The 15,250-nt window shown below is 72.5% G+C and carries 18 protein-coding genes, 1 tRNA gene and 1 pseudogene; 6 read left to right on the top strand and 14 right to left on the bottom strand.

Annotated features, from left to right (window positions below; all coding sequences use genetic code 11):
- Positions 1-18: 18 nt before the first annotated feature.
- A tRNA-Gly gene (locus ACIF8T_RS07540) sits at positions 19-92 on the top strand.
- A 105-nt stretch (positions 93-197) separates the two neighbouring features.
- Here the strand turns inward: ACIF8T_RS07540 and ACIF8T_RS07535 are convergent.
- Both ACIF8T_RS07535 and ACIF8T_RS07530 read right to left on the bottom strand, forming a co-directional pair.
- On the bottom strand, positions 198-734 hold the full coding sequence (locus ACIF8T_RS07535; RefSeq protein ID WP_400032373.1) for a flavoprotein: 537 nt from the start codon (positions 732-734) through the stop codon (positions 198-200).
- 14 nt (positions 735-748) lie between these two features.
- Positions 749-901: pseudogene (locus ACIF8T_RS07530) on the bottom strand (heavy metal transporter CzcB); the annotation flags it as partial.
- Between the two features lie 276 nt (positions 902-1,177).
- On the opposite strand from ACIF8T_RS07530, the gene ACIF8T_RS07525 reads away from it, so the two are divergent.
- The gene (locus ACIF8T_RS07525; RefSeq protein WP_400032180.1) at positions 1,178-1,510 is read left to right on the top strand and encodes a hypothetical protein; all 333 of its coding nucleotides are present in this window, start codon (positions 1,178-1,180) and stop codon (positions 1,508-1,510) included.
- Positions 1,511-1,950: 440 nt separating this feature from the next.
- On the opposite strand, the gene ACIF8T_RS07520 is transcribed toward ACIF8T_RS07525, so the two are convergent.
- Positions 1,951-2,313, bottom strand: a complete 363-nt coding sequence (locus ACIF8T_RS07520; protein ID WP_400032178.1) for a hypothetical protein — start codon at positions 2,311-2,313, stop codon at positions 1,951-1,953.
- 597 nt (positions 2,314-2,910) lie between these two features.
- On the opposite strand from ACIF8T_RS07520, the gene cas6e reads away from it, so the two are divergent.
- Complete coding sequence (gene cas6e, locus ACIF8T_RS07515) at positions 2,911-3,966, top strand: type I-E CRISPR-associated protein Cas6/Cse3/CasE (RefSeq protein WP_400032176.1); 1,056 nt, start codon at positions 2,911-2,913, stop codon at positions 3,964-3,966.
- 247 nt (positions 3,967-4,213) lie between these two features.
- Here the strand turns inward: cas6e and ACIF8T_RS07510 are convergent, their stop codons facing one another.
- From ACIF8T_RS07510 to ACIF8T_RS07485, 6 genes are all read right to left on the bottom strand, one after another.
- Complete coding sequence (locus ACIF8T_RS07510) at positions 4,214-5,005, bottom strand: ABC transporter permease (RefSeq protein ID WP_400032174.1); 792 nt, start codon at positions 5,003-5,005, stop codon at positions 4,214-4,216.
- Entirely contained in the window at positions 5,002-6,000 is a 999-nt protein-coding gene (locus ACIF8T_RS07505) for an ATP-binding cassette domain-containing protein (protein ID WP_400032172.1), read from the bottom strand. The genes ACIF8T_RS07510 and ACIF8T_RS07505 overlap by 4 nt, the downstream gene beginning before the upstream one ends.
- 68 nt (positions 6,001-6,068) lie before the next feature.
- Positions 6,069-6,914, bottom strand: coding sequence for a DUF4097 family beta strand repeat-containing protein (locus ACIF8T_RS07500; protein ID WP_400032170.1), 846 nt, complete (start codon positions 6,912-6,914; stop codon positions 6,069-6,071).
- A gap of 81 nt (positions 6,915-6,995) precedes the next feature.
- The gene (locus ACIF8T_RS07495; protein ID WP_400032168.1) at positions 6,996-7,511 is read right to left on the bottom strand and encodes a hypothetical protein; all 516 of its coding nucleotides are present in this window, start codon (positions 7,509-7,511) and stop codon (positions 6,996-6,998) included.
- 268 nt (positions 7,512-7,779) lie between these two features.
- Positions 7,780-8,784 (bottom strand): MerR family transcriptional regulator, encoded by a 1,005-nt coding sequence (locus tag ACIF8T_RS07490; RefSeq protein WP_400032166.1) that lies wholly within the window; start codon positions 8,782-8,784, stop codon positions 7,780-7,782.
- A gap of 3 nt (positions 8,785-8,787) precedes the next feature.
- Positions 8,788-9,459 (bottom strand): HEAT repeat domain-containing protein, encoded by a 672-nt coding sequence (locus ACIF8T_RS07485; protein WP_400032164.1) that lies wholly within the window; start codon positions 9,457-9,459, stop codon positions 8,788-8,790.
- A gap of 208 nt (positions 9,460-9,667) precedes the next feature.
- Between ACIF8T_RS07485 and ACIF8T_RS07480 the strand changes: the two genes are divergently transcribed.
- Entirely contained in the window at positions 9,668-10,534 is an 867-nt protein-coding gene (locus ACIF8T_RS07480; RefSeq protein ID WP_400032162.1) for a GyrI-like domain-containing protein, read from the top strand.
- A 14-nt stretch (positions 10,535-10,548) separates the two neighbouring features.
- On the opposite strand, the gene ACIF8T_RS07475 is transcribed toward ACIF8T_RS07480, so the two are convergent.
- From ACIF8T_RS07475 to ACIF8T_RS07460, 4 genes are all read right to left on the bottom strand, one after another.
- Positions 10,549-10,722 carry a hypothetical protein gene (locus ACIF8T_RS07475; protein WP_400032160.1) on the bottom strand — a complete coding sequence of 58 codons (174 nt, stop codon included), beginning with the start codon at positions 10,720-10,722 and terminating at the stop codon, positions 10,549-10,551.
- Positions 10,719-10,844, bottom strand: coding sequence for a hypothetical protein (locus tag ACIF8T_RS07470; RefSeq protein ID WP_400032158.1), 126 nt, complete (start codon positions 10,842-10,844; stop codon positions 10,719-10,721). The genes ACIF8T_RS07475 and ACIF8T_RS07470 overlap by 4 nt, the downstream gene beginning before the upstream one ends.
- 136 nt (positions 10,845-10,980) lie before the next feature.
- Positions 10,981-12,189, bottom strand: a complete 1,209-nt coding sequence (locus ACIF8T_RS07465; protein WP_400032156.1) for an NAD(P)/FAD-dependent oxidoreductase — start codon at positions 12,187-12,189, stop codon at positions 10,981-10,983.
- Positions 12,190-12,281: 92 nt separating this feature from the next.
- On the bottom strand, positions 12,282-13,226 hold the full coding sequence (locus ACIF8T_RS07460; protein ID WP_400032154.1) for an RNA polymerase sigma-70 factor: 945 nt from the start codon (positions 13,224-13,226) through the stop codon (positions 12,282-12,284).
- A gap of 195 nt (positions 13,227-13,421) precedes the next feature.
- Here ACIF8T_RS07460 and ACIF8T_RS07455 point away from each other — a divergent pair, with 195 nt between their 5' ends.
- The gene (locus ACIF8T_RS07455; RefSeq protein ID WP_400032152.1) at positions 13,422-13,871 is read left to right on the top strand and encodes an Asp23/Gls24 family envelope stress response protein; all 450 of its coding nucleotides are present in this window, start codon (positions 13,422-13,424) and stop codon (positions 13,869-13,871) included.
- 93 nt (positions 13,872-13,964) lie between these two features.
- A complete protein-coding gene (locus ACIF8T_RS07450) occupies positions 13,965-14,120 on the top strand; it encodes a DUF6131 family protein (RefSeq protein ID WP_400032150.1) in 156 nt (51 codons plus the stop codon).
- Positions 14,121-14,297: 177 nt separating this feature from the next.
- Here ACIF8T_RS07450 and ACIF8T_RS07445 read toward each other — a convergent pair whose 3' ends face one another.
- The gene (locus tag ACIF8T_RS07445) at positions 14,298-15,221 is read right to left on the bottom strand and encodes a zinc-binding dehydrogenase (protein ID WP_400032148.1); all 924 of its coding nucleotides are present in this window, start codon (positions 15,219-15,221) and stop codon (positions 14,298-14,300) included.
- Between the last annotated feature and the right edge of the window lie 29 nt (positions 15,222-15,250).

Here is a 15,250-nt window from a genome sequence, read left to right as displayed (position 1 = left end):
CTCCGGTCGGCGTCTTACGCGGGTGTAGTTTAATGGTAGAACATCAGCTTCCCAAGCTGAGAGCGCGAGTTCGATTCTCGTCACCCGCTCCACGAAGAAGGCCCAGGTCGGAGACCTGGGCCTTCTTGCTGTTCGTGGTGATCACTTGCCGCGTGCCAGGAGTGCGCAGACACCGTCGCTTCACCGAGTGAGCCGCGTCACGATCGCCGGTCGAGCCGCGGCTCCAGCAGTTCGAGAGCCTCCTCCCAACGGAAGCGGTCCGCTCCCCCGCCGGTCTTCGGTCTGTGGGGCTCGTAGGTGCCGATCAGGACGCCCATCTCGCGCAGCCTCTCCAGACTCCGCGCGTAGGCGGGGTGTGCTGCCTGGGCGGCGTTGAGATAGGGCAGAACGGCGGTGGGGACGCCCATGCCGTACGCCTCGCACAGAATGCCCAGAGCAAGGGTGTCGGAGATACCGGCGGCCCACTTGTTGATCGTGTTGAAGGTGGCGGGGGCGACGGCGATGGCGACGGCGGGCGGCAGGGGGCGAGCTTCACCGGGCGTGCGCCAGGCGGAGCGGATCGGGTAGCCGGTCTGCTCCCGGACGGCCTCGGCGTCGAGGAAGGTCAATCCCCGCGGAGTGGCGACGACCCCGACGTCCCAGCCCCGTTGCCGGGCGGCGGTGATCAGCCTGCCGGCGTCTGCGGCGACACCGCACGCGCAGACGACGACGTACAGGAAGGGTTTCTTGCCCATGGCGGTCGGATCGGTCACGCGGGTACTCCCGGTCGGCGACTGAACCGGTGCAGTCCGGGCAGGGTACGGCGACGGTCGCGAGCCACCATGTCCGCGACCAGATCCCGGACGGCGGGACGGCGGACGTCCTGTGCGGCGCACGTCTCGGCGATCCGCAGGGCCCGGTAGCAGGCCGACCGATGGGTCGCAGTCGCCCTCCGCACCATCTCACCGGCACTCGACGCGGACGCCTCGGACGAGGCATGGACATGGCTGTACGAGGACCGCGCCGAAACGCGCCGATCCCTCCCATGAAGCGAACCCCGCGCGGTGACGATCACCGACGCCAACACCCGGGACAGCTCGGCGGCAGGTCAGAGGGCTGATCGACAAGGTGGCCGCGGGTCACGGCCGCCGATGGTCGGTTGTGGCTGTGCAGCGGCCCGGCGCGTGCATCATGGGGCATGGGGATCGATCTGGAACTGCACTCATCACGGCCGGCGCGCAGGAACTGGCGCGCGACGCTCTTGCGGACTTCCTACGGGCATGGCGACGCCCTGGCCGATGCGCTCGGCTCGCTTCGACTCCTCGGAGTGCCCGGAAGGCTCACTGCTGTCGACCCGTACGGGGACACGTTGATGAACGAGCAGGAGGCCGCGGCCGCCGTCCGGGAGGTTCACGGTCTGAAGCAACGATGCGGTGACGAGCGTCAGCTCGCCGCGTTGGACGACCTCGTGAGGATGCTGGGTGAGTGCGCAGCCACTCCGGGCAGTTACCTGTGGTTCGTGGGCGACTGAATCTCACGTCGCACATGCCGGGTGGGTGTCTCACCGCGTGACAACGCCGACGGGCAGCGGTGGACGAGCGTGGACGCCTGCGGACCGTCGGAGCAGGTGAGAGCCGCAGCGGCCCGAGGTCACCGGCTCACCCAGGTTGCTTCGGGGCGGAGAGGTCGGCCGGCATGAGTGGGAGGGGGACGGTGCTCCGGCATGGACTGCGGTCCCGAGGCGAACCCGGGGACCTTTCAGATCCCGTCCCCCTTGGGCCGCGGACCATGACGGTGCTCTGACCGGCCTCGGTTCGGGGCAGCCTAGCGGCGACCGCCGACATCCATCGCTGACATCGACGAAGGCAGACAGCAACAGCTGTGGGCGGCCCACGCCGGCAGCGCGGTCTGAGCACCCGAGGCACGTGAGGTCTTGTTGCTCGGACTCCGAGCAGGTGTCGAGAACCGACGTCATTCCTCGCGGTACTGAGCGAACACCTGCTGTTGCTCGTCCCGCCAACTCCAGTCGAACGGCCGGGAGAAGGGCAGACTTCGAGCAAGGCCGGAGAACTGGTCGGATGGCTCCTGGCTGGCCTTGTTCACCACGATCGCCGAGAGCATCGGTGCTCGTCCGTCCTCGTTGCGGTGCAGGCAGACATCCTTGAGCAGGTAGGTCATGACTCCGCGGTGAGGCGGGATGGAGTCGAAGCCCTGTGCCGCCAACTCGGCGCTCAGCTCCCCGTACGTGATGGTCTGTCCCTGCCGGGCCCTCTTCCGCAGGATCTCCACGGCCGCTTCGACCGCTGCCGGGTACTCCGGGTCCTTGGTCCTCATTGCCCCTCCCCCCTCGCGTGGACACTGTCCAGCCTGCGCATCGTACCGACCAGGCACCACCCCGTACTGCTGGAAGCGGACGAAGAGGCCGTGCCAGAACCGTGCCGGATCGTGCAGGGAACCAGGGGGAACGGCGGGGGCCGGGGCGCCAGCCAGTCAGTCAGCCCCAGGGCCGCTCCGCCACAGGTCAGCGCAGCAACCACTCGTAGGCAACACAAGTTTTCGCAGTTAAAAGCGCGAAAACGACGCTCGACATACACCACGGGGCCATGACCTGTGGCCAACACCCGAACCGTTGCACGGTAGTCAGTGGCCCGGTGTCGTGTTCGGCCCAGCAGACCGCGGTGGGTGCAGGGCAACTCGGTGTCCACAAGTGTCCACAGCCAAGGAGAGCTGAGGGAGGGTCGCTCCGTGAACATCTTGGAGAACGCAGCAGCCAGCATTACTGCGGCATTGGTCCTCTGGTCAGCCCGGCAAGCGAGAAAATCATGGCAGCGCAGCCAGCTGAGGCACGACCGGCCGCGGAGCAAGTCCACAGCACAGGCAGAAGCTGCGGCGCGACACGGGGACACGTCCAGCTCATGAAGGGAGCAGACCATGGGCCGTGCCGGTGAGATCAAGCGACCAGACCTGCCAGCAGGGCGGATGCGGGACCTCAACGTGGCGCTACATGACTTGCACCGGGAAGCGGGGTTTCCCTCAGCCCGCGAGATAGCCCGCGCAGTTGGCCTGGGACATTCCACCGTGCACAACCTGTTCGCTCAGGAGCGGCTACCACCGTATGAACAGTGCATGGCGGTGGCAGGGTGTCTTGCCTTACGGGCTCTTGCTCGTCATGCCATGGGTGGCTCACAGGAGCAGGCTTTAGACGCGATCTCGAACCGCCTTCACCAGTTGTGGCATCGAGCGAAGGCGGAGGGATCAGTTCAGCAGACGCGGCAGCCGCCCCACAGCGCCCAGCAGATCGTGTTGCACCTCAATCCGCGCAACCCACAAGTTCTACGTGATCTCGAAGACGTCCTTCACCTCCATCACACCATCCGCTCCCTGTGTCCGAACCCCGCGGGGCAGGTCTCATCCGACTCCGGACGCCTGCTCTATCGACTGGACATGGGCCATAGTGAGGTGATCCTGTGTATCCAGACCACTGGGCCTGTATCTCTCCGCGCCCTGACCGCCGACTACGCCCGCGCAGTGGCAGTTGAACGGGCCTCTTGGTCGGAGGAAGGCTTCGAGGGGCAGCGGGTTCGGTTTCTCCTGGACGCGAATGCCACCAAAGCGACGAGAAAGGCAGGGCAACGCGGCAAGCGCGTGGGCTTACAGGCTGCTGAAGTGATCGCCTGGTGGGAACGCCAAGCTTCCCGAGCCGGGCTAGCGACTGTCGAAGTCCGCAGCCGTCCGTTGGGACCTGTCATTGCGAGGCGCGAAGCGAGGAACCCGACCTTTCTCCAGGCAACCCGTCTCGAAGGCCTGGCTCTGATCACTGACCCCGTCGCATTGCAAAAGGCGGTCTTGTCCGGCATTGGCCGCGGACGCGCCTACGGCTTGGGCCTGCTTTGCCTCAGGCCAGCCGACGCCGATGTCTCCCCGGTACGGCCCGCGCCAAGAGGGTTGCACCACAAATGCACCAGATCGAGCGGGGAACCGCGGTGAAAGCTGCCGAGACCGACGGGGTTGCTCATAGGCCGTTCGACCAGGTCGACGTTCGAACCGATCCCAAATGATCGCAGCTTCCCAAGCTGTGAGCGCGAGTCCGGTTCTCGTCGCCCGTTCCATGCGGAACCCCCGGGTCGGGGACCCGGGGGTTCTTTGTTGTCTGGGGCGGGGGCTGGCGCGTACCGCTCGGCTTCGTTGTGGCCGCCGGGGCCGGACGGGCGGTGGTGGCTTCGGTTCGTCGTCGTTATCGCGGGTCGCGGTGGAACAGGGACGTGGACCAGGCGTAGCCGAGTGCGGCCAGGCCCAGGCACCAGAGGGCCGCGAGCCACCCGTCGTTGCCGATCCCGGTGCCGAGCAGCAGGCCGCGCAGCGTCTCGATCACCGGGGTGAACGGCTGGTGCTCGGCGATCGGCCGGAACCAGCCCGGCATCGCGTCGACCGGCACGAAGGCGCTGGACAGGAACGGCAGGATCATCAGGGGCATGGCGTTGTTGCTGGCCGCCTCGACGTTCGGGCTGGACAGGCCCATGCCGACCGCGATCCAGGTGAGCGCCAGGGAGAGGAGGGCCAGCAGCCCGAACGCCGCCAGCCACTCCAGGGCCGTGGCGTCCGTGGACCGGAAGCCGATGGCCACGGCGACGGCCCCGACCAGGACCACGCTCGCCACGCACTGCAGCACGCTGCCGACGACGTGCCCGACGAGCACCGACCCGCGGTGGATCGCCATCGTGCGGAAGCGGGCGATGATGCCCTCGGTCATGTCGTTGCAGACGGACACCGCGCTGCCGATCGTGGTGCCGCCGATCGTCAGCACCAGGATGCCCGGGACGAGGTAGGCGAGGTAGGCGGAGCGGTCCGCGCCGCCGTTCCCGATGCCGGCGCTCATCACGTCGCCGAAGATGTAGACGAAGAGCAGCAGCAGCATGACCGGGGTGAGCAGCAGGTTCAGGGTGAGGGAGGGGTAGCGCCGGGCGTGCAGGAGGTTGCGGCGCAGCATCGTGGAGGAGTCGCGCACGGCGAGGGGCAGGGAACTCATCGGACGTCCTCCGCGGGCTGGTCGGGGACGGTGGTGCCGCCGGTCAGGGCGAAGAACACGTCGTCCAGGTCGGGGGTGTGCACGGTCAGCTCGTCGGCCTCGATGCCGGCCGCGTCCAGCCAGTCGAGGAGGGAGCGCAGTTCGCGCTGGGTGCCGTCGCTGGGGACCCGGAGGGCGAGGGCCTCGTCGTCGCGCTGTGTCTCCCGCAGGGCGGTCGCGGCGTTCTCGTACATCACCGGGTCGGAGAAGCGGAGCCGGACGTGCCCGCCGGGGATCAGCCGCTTCAGTTCCTCGGCGGTGCCTTCCGCGGCGATCCTGCCGTCGTTCAGGACCGCGATGCGGTCGGCGAGTTCGTCGGCCTCCTCCAGGTACTGGGTGGTGAGGAAGACGGTGACGCCGCCCGTGACCAGTTCGCGGATGATGCCCCACATCGTGTGGCGGGAGCGGGGGTCGAGGCCGGTGGTCGGCTCGTCGAGGAAGATGATCCGCAGGCCGCCGACCAGGGTCATGGCGATGTCGAGGCGGCGCTTCATGCCGCCGGAGTAGGTCGAGGCGGGCTTTCCGGCGGCCTCCACCAGGTCGAAGCGTTCCAGCAGTTCGGCGGCGACCCGGCGGCCCTCCCGCCTGGGGAGGTGGTGCAGGTCGGCCATGAGGAGCATGTTCTCCTCGCCGGTGATCAGGCCGTCGACGGCGGAGAACTGGCCGGTGACACCGATCGCGGCGCGCACGGCCTGCGCCTCGGTGGCCAGGTCGTGGCCCGCGACCCGCACCTGCCCGCCGTCGGCGGAGACGAGCGTGGAGAGGATCTTCACGGCGGTGGTCTTGCCGGCGCCGTTCGGGCCGAGCAGCGCGAAGACGGAGCCGGCGGGGATGCGCAGGTCGATGCCGTCGAGCACGACCTTGTCGCCGTGGGACTTGCGCAGGCCCGTGGCGGAGATGGCGGGCGGCTGCGGGCCGCCGCCCTGATTGGATGTGGACATGACAGATAAAGGCATGGGGTTCTCCGTTCCGGAGGCTGAGAGAGGCTGAGGGGGCTGAGTGAGGGTGGGGAGGGAGCCGGTGTTCAGGCCCGGGCGCGGCGGACGTCGATGTTGCCGTGCTTGGTGCGGGCGTGGATCTTGACGGTGTCCTCGGTCTCCTGCGGACCGTCGGACGCGGTGAGCGAGTTGTGCACCTGGCCGGAGGCGGAGGTGACGTCGAGCCAGGCGGCCGTGCCCTGGCGGACGCCGACCTCGATGGCGCCGTAGTTCGTCTGCAACTGCACGGTTCCCCGGGCCACTTCGGCCACGCGCACGGTGCCGTGGGCGGTGGTGGCGGTGACCGAGTCCTCGGCCCGGTCGATGCCGATGTCGCCGTGGGCGCCGCTGATCCGCAGCTCACCGCCGGCCGCGCCGACGGTCGTGGTGCCGTGCGAGTTCTTCAGGACGGCGGGGCCGTCGACGAGGCCGACGCGCAGGCTGCCGGAGCTGGTGGTGATCTCGGCCCCGCCCTCGACCCGGTCCACGGTGATCGAGCCGTGCGAGGCGGTCAGCTGGAGCGGGCCGGTCACGTCGAGGCGGACGTCGCCGGAGGAGGTCTTCACGCGGACCTCGCCGAGCCGGCCCTCGCCGAGCACCTGGGTCCAGGCGCCGGTCATGTCGATGCGCGAGCCCGTGGGCAGTTCGACCGTCACGTCGACGACGCCGGTGCGGAGCCCGAACAGACCGGGCTTGGGCGTCACGACGGACAGGACCCCGTTCGCGTACGTGACGTCGGTCTGCTCGGCCGTCCGCACGTCCAGGTCCTTCTCCGGGTTGCGGGGCCGCACCTCGACGACGGTGTCGGGGCGGTCGCTCGCGGTGAGCTGGAGGGAACCGGCCTCCACGCGTGCGGTGACCGAGATCGGGGCGGGAGTGTCGAATGAAGGCATGCTGTCCTGTCCTCCTGGGTCTGCGGGGCGTCCCCGCCGGTGGGACGTGAAGGGGGTGAGGTCGTGCGGGCGCGGGTGCGGCTAGCGCACCCAGCCCGTGAAGCTCTGCCCGACGTTCTGGCTCTTCTCCGTCGTGCGGGGCCGGGTGCCGCCGTCGACCGCGGCCGCCACGGCCCGCACCAGCCACGCGTTGACCGACAGGCCCTCGCGGCCGGCGGCCTCCTCGGCGCGGGCCTTGAGGTGGGCCGGAAGGCGCAGATTGACGCGGGCGACGGCGCCCTCGTCGCCGTCGGCCGGGGCCCTGAGCGGTTCGGCGGGCGCGGCCGGCTCCGCAGCGGGGGCGGCGCCGTAGGCGGGCGGCGGTGTCACCACGAAATCGGGGTCCAGCCCGCGCAGCCGTACGTCGACGGAGCCGGGGGCGAGTTCGCGGGTGATCTCGTCCATCGCGGCGGAGAGCACGGTGAGCAGGGTCAGCCGGGTCGCCGACTCCAGGGGAGCGGTGAGCCGCTCGGCCAGTGCGCGTGCTTCGTCGCCACCGGCTTCGGCGGCCACCGCGAGTTCGCGGCGGAGTGTGTCGACATACGGGGTGAGGTCCATGACGCCATCATGGCACCACAATGGCGCCATACGCAAGCGCCATACGGCTTCCCGCGGCGGACCGGATCGACTCACCCGTCTGACGTGCCGGAATGCCGGGGAGACGCGAGGGGGGTGCGGGCGCCGGTCGGCGCCGCGTGGCACCTGGTGGCGCCAAGTGGTGTCATGTGGTGCCACGTGGTGCCGCATTCCGGTCGGGACGTGGCCGCCGCCGACGGGCCGATCGCCGTGACCCTCGCTCCGGCACCGCTCCCCGGCGGGCCGTACGTCACCCCGTGTCGCGCAGCCGGAGCAGGTACGCCGCGGTCAGCGCCACGGCCCGGTCCTCGTCGTGCGACAGGTCCACCAGGGCACGCGACGCCTTCGCCCCCGGGACGGCGGCCAGCGCCTGGGTCAGGCGGCCGCGTGCCGGTGGCCCGGTGGTGGCGTGGGCGAGGCGGCCGACGAGCTCGGCCGCGATCCGGTCCGCCGTCGCGGTGTCGCCGGCCAGCACGCTCAGGGCATCGGCCGCGTCGACGTCGTTCCTCCCCTCCACGATCATCTCGACGAGCGTCTCGACCGCGTCGGCCGCTCCCCGTGCCCCGAGCGCCAGGGCCGCGTGCCCGCGGACCACCGGGTCGGGGTGCGCGAGGGCGTGCCGCAACCGCGCGGTGGCCTCGTCGCCGGGCAGCTCGGCGAGGGAGCGGACGGCCCGTTCCCGCACCGCGGCCACCGGGGAGCCGAGGCCCTCCGCCAGCAGCGCCGGACCGCCGTCGCCCGATCGCGCCAGCGCCCACCGGAGGGCTCCGGTGACGTTCGGTTCCGTCTCGCGCAGGACCGCCTCGACCAGGGCCTCCACCGGTACCGGAACCTCGTCGCCCGAGGAGAGGGCCGCGCGCTGGCGCGCGTCGGCGCTCTTCGAGCCCAGGGCCTGGAGGAGCGCGACGACCTGGAGGACGTCGTCCCAGTCGGCGGGGCCGGTGGCGTCGATCCGGCGCAGCCGGGTGAGCAGCGCCGTCTCGGCCGCGATGCGTTCGCGGGTCCGTTCGACGAGGTCATCGACGAGCGCCGCGGGCGTGAAGCCGGGGTCGTCGAGCGCGCGCCCGATCTCCCGCAGCGACAGCCCCAGCGACCGCAGGCTCTCGATGTGGAAGATCCGCCGGATGTCCTCCCCGGAGTACTCCCGGTACCCGGAGCCCGTGCGGCCGGAAGGCCGTACCAGGCCGAGCGACTCGTAGTGCCGGAGCATGCGGGCACTGACCCCGGACCGTCGCGCCACCTCACCGATCAACACGTCCTATTCTCCCTCCCGTTCCGGCCCGCCGAGAGCCACGATGCGCTTCGCCTCCTCGACGGCGAACCCGAATCCGGTGTCCGGGTCGTCCAGCAGCCGCCGGGTGGCGAGGGCGTGTGCGCGTACGTGCGGGTCGGGGTCCGTCGCCGCGGTGCGCAGGACCGGCACGCTCGCCTCGCCCAGCGCGACCAGCGCCCGGCTGAGGCTGAGCTGCGTCTGCCGTTCGCCGCGCCCCAGTTGCGTCGCCAGCGCCGCGGCCAGGGCCGGCTCCTCGCCTTCGGGCACGAGCACGACCGCGGCCCGCCAGGCGCTGCGCGCCACGTCGTCGTCGGCGTCGGACAGCAGGGTCCGCGTGACCGCCGGCCACGCCCGCTGGTCCCCGATCTTGGACAGCGTGTGCAGCGCCTGGCTGCGTGCCTGCGCACGCCGCGAGCGGACTTCGCGGACCAGCGCGGGGAGCGTCACGTTCACCGGGTGGCGGGTGAGCGCCCAGGTCAGCATGTCGCGGACGAAGAACTCCGGCTCGACCGCGCACCGTTCGACGAGCCTGTCGACGAAGCGGGGGTCGGGCGCCGTGCCGACCGCCAGGGCGGCCCGCAGCCGCACGGACGGACGGCCGTCCTGCAGTTCCCGGAGCACTCGTGCCGCATCCGTGGTCCGTGTCGTGATCGTCATCGTGACCACCTCCTCGGCGAGCAGTGAAGGCCTTGTCACCGTGTCAAGGTCAACCGGGCGCACCGCCGCCGGGTTCCGCGCGGCCCGCGCCGGCGGTCCGGCCGGCCCGCGCCCTCCCCCGCACCCGACCCGATCGGGCACAGGATGTCGGGTCCGGCAGGATGCGCGCCGCCTAGCGTGACGAGCGCGAAGAGGAAGGAGGCCGGGGGTGCTGGAGCGGCTCAACCAGGCCATGGAGCACATCGAGAGCCACCTCGACGGGTCCGTCGACGTGGCGGAGCTGGCGCGCATCGCGGCCACCTCGGAGTACCACCTGCGCCGGATGTTCTCCGCGCTCGCGGGCATGCCGCTGTCGGAGTACGTCCGGCGCCGCCGGCTCACCGTCGCGGGTGCCGAGGTCCTCGCCCGGCGCGAGTCGCTGCTGACGATCGCGGTGCGCTACGGCTACGGCTCGGGCGAGTCCTTCGCCCGGGCGTTCCGCGCCGTGCACGGGGTCGGGCCGGGCCAGGCCCGGCGCACCGGCGCCGCGCTCGTCTCCCAGCCCCGGCTGACCTTCCGCCTCACCGTCGAAGGGAGCAGCAGCATGCGCTACCGCGTAGTGGACAAGCCGGCCTTCACCGTCGTCGGCCCCAGGGCCCGGGTGCCCTTGGTGCACTCGGGGCCGAACCGGGCGATCGTCGACTTCGTCCGCGGGATCCCCCCGCGGACGCTGGAGGACCTGGAGAAGCTGTCGGACCAGGAGCCGCGGGGTCTCGTCGCGGTCTGCGACGACCTGGACCCCAGCCGGGCCGAGGGCACCGAACTGGACTACTACCACGGGGTCGTCACCTCGGCGGCCGCCCCGCAGGGCGCGACCGCCCTGCCCGTCCCGGCCGGGACCTGGGCGGTCTTCACCGCCTCCGGGCCGGTGCCGCAGGCCGTCCAGGAGCTGTGGCGGGACGTGTTCACGGAGTGGTTCCCGTCCAACCCGTACCGCAGCCGCCCCGGCCCCGAGATCCTGCGCACCCGCCTGTCGGCGGACGGCACCGAGGCCGACGCCGAGCTGTGGCTGCCGGTCGAGCGGGAAGGGGGGTGAAGCAAGCGCCGGGCTCAGCCGCGCTGGTCGTCGGCCATGCCGACGGTGAAGGGGAACGACGCGAGGAACTCACGCCGAGCCGGGTCCTGCTCCGCTCGGGCCAGGTCCGCGAGCGTCCGCAGGAGCCGTCGGCGTCGGTCCGGGGGCAGGCGCAGCAGCGTCCAGCCCGCGCTCTCCGTCATCTTCACCGCGGAGTCATCTTCACCGCGGAGTCGGGATCCACTTCCTCGTCCCCGCAGCTGTCCAGCCACCACATGACGTCGACGAGCAGGCCGGTGAGCACCGGGACGAGCGGATCCCTGTCAGTCATGCGGGAAAGCTAACCGAGCCCTACGACATCGCGTCCCGGGCCGGCGCGTGACCCCGTGCGTGACGGCGCCCGGGCCCCGGCCGTCCCCGACAGGCCGGGCGCCCCGTGTCCCGGGGCGCCCGGGGTCCGGGCGCCCTCAGGCCGCCGTCCCCAGCGTCGAGGACGTCGCCGACGGCTGCCGGGTCGCGCGGCGGCGGGCCGGGAACGGCAGGGGGTGGGTGACGCCCCAGACCGCGCCCTTGCAGACCAGTTCCTTGTAGAGCGCGGCGGCGCGGCCGGTCAGGGCCGCCCGGACCGCCCGGTCGTCGGCGGTCACGTACTGGATGAGGCCGTCCCTGCGGCCCAGGGAGATGCACTGGTTGAAGTAGCGCAGGGGCACCTTGGGGAGCTTGCCGCCGGTCAGGCGGGCCGCGATGGCGTCGGCGGCCTGCCAGGCGGTGGGGACGCCGGAGGCGCAGGACATGCGCAGCGGCTTGTCGCCGGGGCCCATGACCATCGCGGCGTCGCCGATGGCGTAGACGTCCGGGTGGGAGACCGAGCGCATGGTCCGGTCGACGACGATCCGGCCGGTGCCGGTGACCTCCAGGGCGGTGGCCCGGGCGATCGGGTGGACGGCGAAGCCGGTGGTCCACACGGTGACCGCGGCCGGGACGGCGGTGCCGTCGGCGGTGGTGACGTGGTCGGGCCCGACGGCGGTGACGGTGGTGTGCTCGTGCACGGTGATGCCGAGCCGGGCGAAGACCGCGCGCAGGTGCCGGCCGCCCTTGGCGGAGAGCCCGTCGCCGAGACCGCCGCGAGCGGCGAGGGCGACGTCGAGGTCCGGGCGGGCCTCGGCGATCTCGGTCGCGGCCTCCAGGCCGGTGAGGCCGCCGCCGACCACGAGGACGGGCCGCCCGGCCTCCAGGCGGGCCAGGCGTTCGCGCAGCCTCAGCGCTCCGGGGCGGCCGGCGATCTCGTGGGCGTGCTCGGCGGCGCCGGGGACGCCCTGGTCGTGCCAGCCGCTGCCGAGGGCGTAGACGAGGGTGTCGTAGGGCAGTTCCCCGGTGTCGCCCGTTCCGTCGGCGGCGGCCGTGTCGCGGACGGTGACCGTCTTGCGGTCGACGTCGACGGCCGTGACCCGCGCGGTCCTGAGGTGGACGCCGGTGCCCGCGAACATCTCGCTCAGGGGGCGGGGTTCGAGGGAGTGGCCGGTCGCGAGCTGGTGCATCCGGACGCGTTCGACGAAGTCCGGTTCGGCGTTGACGAGGGTGACGGCGACGTCTTGCGGGCGCAGCCGCCGGGCGAGGCGGCCGGCCGCGACGGCTCCCGAGTATCCGGCTCCGAGGACGACGATGCGGTGCTGCATTTCCTGGCTCCTGTCGTGGGCGGATTCGCCTCTTGAACCGGGCGGCCGCCCGATTCCTGACAGGACGGGGGTGTGAAGCAGCTCACAGGGGGTCAGAAGGCGTGGAACAGGGGTTCGCCGCGGCCGGCGGCCGCCCACTGCCGGGTCGCGCGGGCGAGCTTGTCGGGGTTGACCTGGCTGCGGACGGCGGCGATGCCCTCGGCGGTGACCTCCAGGCACATGACGCCGATGACCCGCCCGTCGAGGACGACCACGACGGCCGGGTCGCCGTTGGCGGTCGCGGCGTGCACCTCGGGCGAGCCGCCGACCAGGGCGCGCTTGGCCTTGCCGGGCTTGAACAGGCCCCGCAGGAACGTCGCGACGGCGAGGGCGCCCTCGAACGGCTTGGTGCGGGCGGGGACCTTGCCGCCGCCGTCGCCGACCGAGACGGCGTCCTGGGTGAGCAGCCGGACGAGCGGTTCGGTCCGGCCGCTGGTGGCGGCCGCGAGGAACTCGTCGATGATCCGCCGGGCGGCGGCCTCGTCGATCCGGGCGCGGGCCTTGCCGGCCGCGACGTGCTTCTTGGCGCGGTGCAGGATCTGCTGGCTGGCGGCCTCGGTGATGCCGAGGATCCCGGCGATCTCCCGGTGCGGGTAGTCGAACGCCTCCCGCAGGACGTACACCGCCCGCTCGTTGGGGGAGAGGCGCTCCAGGAGGGCGAGGACGGCGTAGGAGACGGACTCGCGCTGTTCGGCGGTGTCGGCGGGGCCGAGCATCGGGTCCCCGGCGAGCAGCGGTTCGGGCAGCCACTGGCCGACGTAGGTCTCGCGCCGGGCGCGGGCGGAGGTGAGCTGGTTGAGGCAGAGGTTGGTGAGGACCTTCGTCAGCCAGGCCTCCGGGACCTCGACGTGGGCGCCGCCGGCGGCCTGCCAGCGCAGGAACGTCTCCTGCACGGCGTCCTCGGCCTCGCTCGCGGAGCCGAGGAGGCGGTAGGCGATGGCCTCCAGGCGGGGCCTGGCGGCCTCGAACCGGTCCACGTCGTCCACGGTCAGCGCCATGCCCGGGATCCTAGCCGCCGCGGCGCGCGACGGCCTCCGGGTCACCGCCCCGCGCTGCCGATCGCCGGTGGTCCCGTACCCGCCCGCCTCGCCGCCGGGCCGGTGACTCCGGTCGCCCCGAGTCCGTTCGAATGTCCGGACAGCGGGGTACTCGGCTCCCGCACAGCACGTCGGACAAGGGCCGAGGCGATCGCCATGACGGAGAATGCCAGCGTGAGCACCCTGCAGGGGCGTACCGGGGCGGGGGCTCCGGCGGAGACCCGGGGGAAGACCACCGTCGCGGACGGCGTGGTGGCCAAGATCGCGGGCATGGCGGCCCGTGAGGTGCCCGGCGTCCACAACCTCGGCGGCGGCATGGCCCGCGCCTTCGGCGCCGTGCGGGGACGGGTCCCCGGCTCGGGCGGCGGTGTCACGCGGGGTGTGAAGGTCGAGGTCGGCGAGCGCCAGGCGGCGGTGGACCTGGACATCGTGGTCGAGTACGGCACCTCCATCGTCGAGGTCGCCGGTGACGTGCGCTCCAACGTCATCAACGCCGTGGAGCGCATGACGGGGCTGGAGGTCGTCGAGGTGAACATCGCCGTCGGCGACGTCCGTCTGCCCGACGAGGAGGACGAGTCCGAACCGGACGAGAGCCGGGTGAGGTAGCCGGCGCGTCCGCCGGCGCTCCCTCCCGCCCTGCCGTCCCCTCGCAGATCCGCCGTCCGCGGCGGAAGAGCATCGTTCCCCGAGGGGGAAGACATGATCATTCTGGGTGTCGTTCTGCTGGTCGTCGGGTTCGTCACCGGCGTCTCCGTCCTGTGGACCATCGGCGTCGTCCTGGTGGTCGTCGGAGCGGTCCTGTGGATCCTCGGAGGGATGGGCCACGCCGTCGCCGGACGGCGCCACTACTGGTGACCGGGCCGCGGTGACCACGTCTCCGCCGGCCGTGGCCCGATGAGCGACCGGGACCGGGACCGGGGCGGCCGGACGGCCGCCGCCGTGCCCCGGCCCGGTCGGTCCGTGCCGGGAGGTCTGTCGTGCCCCGGCCCGGTCGGCCCCTGCCGGGCCGGGGCGGTCGGCGAGGACCCCCGCCTACGCCCGCCCGGACACCTCCAGGACCGCCTTGCCGGAGACGCGGCGGCCCCGCAGCGCCTCGGCGGCCTCCCCCACGCGTTCCCAGGAGCCGCGCCAGCCGATCCCGACGGTGAGCTCCCCGTCCGCCGCCAGCCGCGCCAGGGTCGCGAGGTCCGCGCCGGCGTGGCCCTCGATGACGAAGGAGGTCAGCGACTTGGCCGGGCCGACCGTGGCGTAGGGCGGGAAGACGGCCGGTTCCCCGGAGGTCCAGCCGACGCTCTGCACGCTGCCGCCGGGCGCGAGCAGGTTCCAGGCCGCCACCAGCTGCGGGCCGCCGACGCTGTCGACGACCACGTCGACCGGGTCCGTCAGACCGTCCAGGCCGGTCAGCACCTCGTCGGCGCCGGCCTCGGCCAGGCCCTCGCCGCGGGCCGCCGAGCCCACGGAGGCGATGACGTGGGCGCCGGCCCGCGCGGCCAGCTGGACGGCGTACCGCCCGACCCCGCCGGACGCGCCGGTGACCAGGACCCGCTTGCCCGGCCCGAGCCCGGCCGCCCGCAGCGCGCGCAGCGCGGTCACCCCGGCCACCGGCAGCGCGGCCGCCCGGGCCGGGTCCAGGGACGCGGGCACCTCGGCGAGCGCGCCCACGTCGACGGCGACGCGCTCGGCGAACGCCCCCGCCGTCAGGGCCACCACCCGGGTGCCGGCCGCCGGGCCGGTCCCGTCGGCGGCGGCCCGGACCACCACGCCCGCGGCGTCCGACCCGAGCACCGCGCCGGGCGCGACCCGGCCGGAGCGGGCGTCGTTGAGGTCCCCGTAGTTCAGCGAGACGTGCGAGACCTCCACCAGGACCTGGGAGTCCCCGGCCACCGGGTCGGGGACCTCGGCGAGGCGGACGGCGTCGGGCGCCGACGGGTCGACGACGAGAGCGCGGACGGACATGGCTTCCCCCTTGGTTCACGGACCGTTGC

The sequence above is a fragment of the Streptomyces sp. NPDC085946 genome (assembly GCF_044540485.1).
GTDB lineage: Bacteria > Actinomycetota > Actinomycetes > Streptomycetales > Streptomycetaceae > Streptomyces.
The sequence above is the reverse complement of the archived record's forward strand: the minus strand, read 5'-3'. Positions and strand labels throughout refer to the sequence as shown.

What these genes read in the sequence shown, in the direction of transcription:
- ACIF8T_RS07465 (WP_400032156.1), bottom strand. Translation starts at nt 12,189, where the DNA reads ATGCAGCACCGCATCGTCGTCCTCGGAGCCGGATACTCGGGAGCCGTC.
- ACIF8T_RS07520 (WP_400032178.1), bottom strand. Translation starts at nt 2,313, where the DNA reads ATGAGGACCAAGGACCCGGAGTACCCGGCAGCGGTCGAAGCGGCCGTG.
- ACIF8T_RS07500 (WP_400032170.1), bottom strand. Translation starts at nt 6,914, where the DNA reads ATGCCTTCATTCGACACTCCCGCCCCGATCTCGGTCACCGCACGCGTG.
- ACIF8T_RS07525 (WP_400032180.1), top strand. Translation starts at nt 1,178, where the DNA reads ATGGGGATCGATCTGGAACTGCACTCATCACGGCCGGCGCGCAGGAAC.
- ACIF8T_RS07460 (WP_400032154.1), bottom strand. Translation starts at nt 13,226, where the DNA reads ATGGCGCTGACCGTGGACGACGTGGACCGGTTCGAGGCCGCCAGGCCC.
- ACIF8T_RS07495 (WP_400032168.1), bottom strand. Translation starts at nt 7,511, where the DNA reads ATGGACCTCACCCCGTATGTCGACACACTCCGCCGCGAACTCGCGGTG.
- ACIF8T_RS07535 (WP_400032373.1), bottom strand. Translation starts at nt 734, where the DNA reads ATGGGCAAGAAACCCTTCCTGTACGTCGTCGTCTGCGCGTGCGGTGTC.
- ACIF8T_RS07470 (WP_400032158.1), bottom strand. Translation starts at nt 10,844, where the DNA reads ATGACTGACAGGGATCCGCTCGTCCCGGTGCTCACCGGCCTGCTCGTC.
- ACIF8T_RS07505 (WP_400032172.1), bottom strand. Translation starts at nt 6,000, where the DNA reads ATGCCTTTATCTGTCATGTCCACATCCAATCAGGGCGGCGGCCCGCAG.
- ACIF8T_RS07445 (WP_400032148.1), bottom strand. Translation starts at nt 15,221, where the DNA reads ATGTCCGTCCGCGCTCTCGTCGTCGACCCGTCGGCGCCCGACGCCGTC.
- ACIF8T_RS07485 (WP_400032164.1), bottom strand. Translation starts at nt 9,459, where the DNA reads ATGACGATCACGACACGGACCACGGATGCGGCACGAGTGCTCCGGGAA.
- ACIF8T_RS07450 (WP_400032150.1), top strand. Translation starts at nt 13,965, where the DNA reads ATGATCATTCTGGGTGTCGTTCTGCTGGTCGTCGGGTTCGTCACCGGC.
- ACIF8T_RS07510 (WP_400032174.1), bottom strand. Translation starts at nt 5,005, where the DNA reads ATGAGTTCCCTGCCCCTCGCCGTGCGCGACTCCTCCACGATGCTGCGC.
- ACIF8T_RS07455 (WP_400032152.1), top strand. Translation starts at nt 13,422, where the DNA reads ATGACGGAGAATGCCAGCGTGAGCACCCTGCAGGGGCGTACCGGGGCG.
- cas6e (WP_400032176.1), top strand. Translation starts at nt 2,911, where the DNA reads ATGGGCCGTGCCGGTGAGATCAAGCGACCAGACCTGCCAGCAGGGCGG.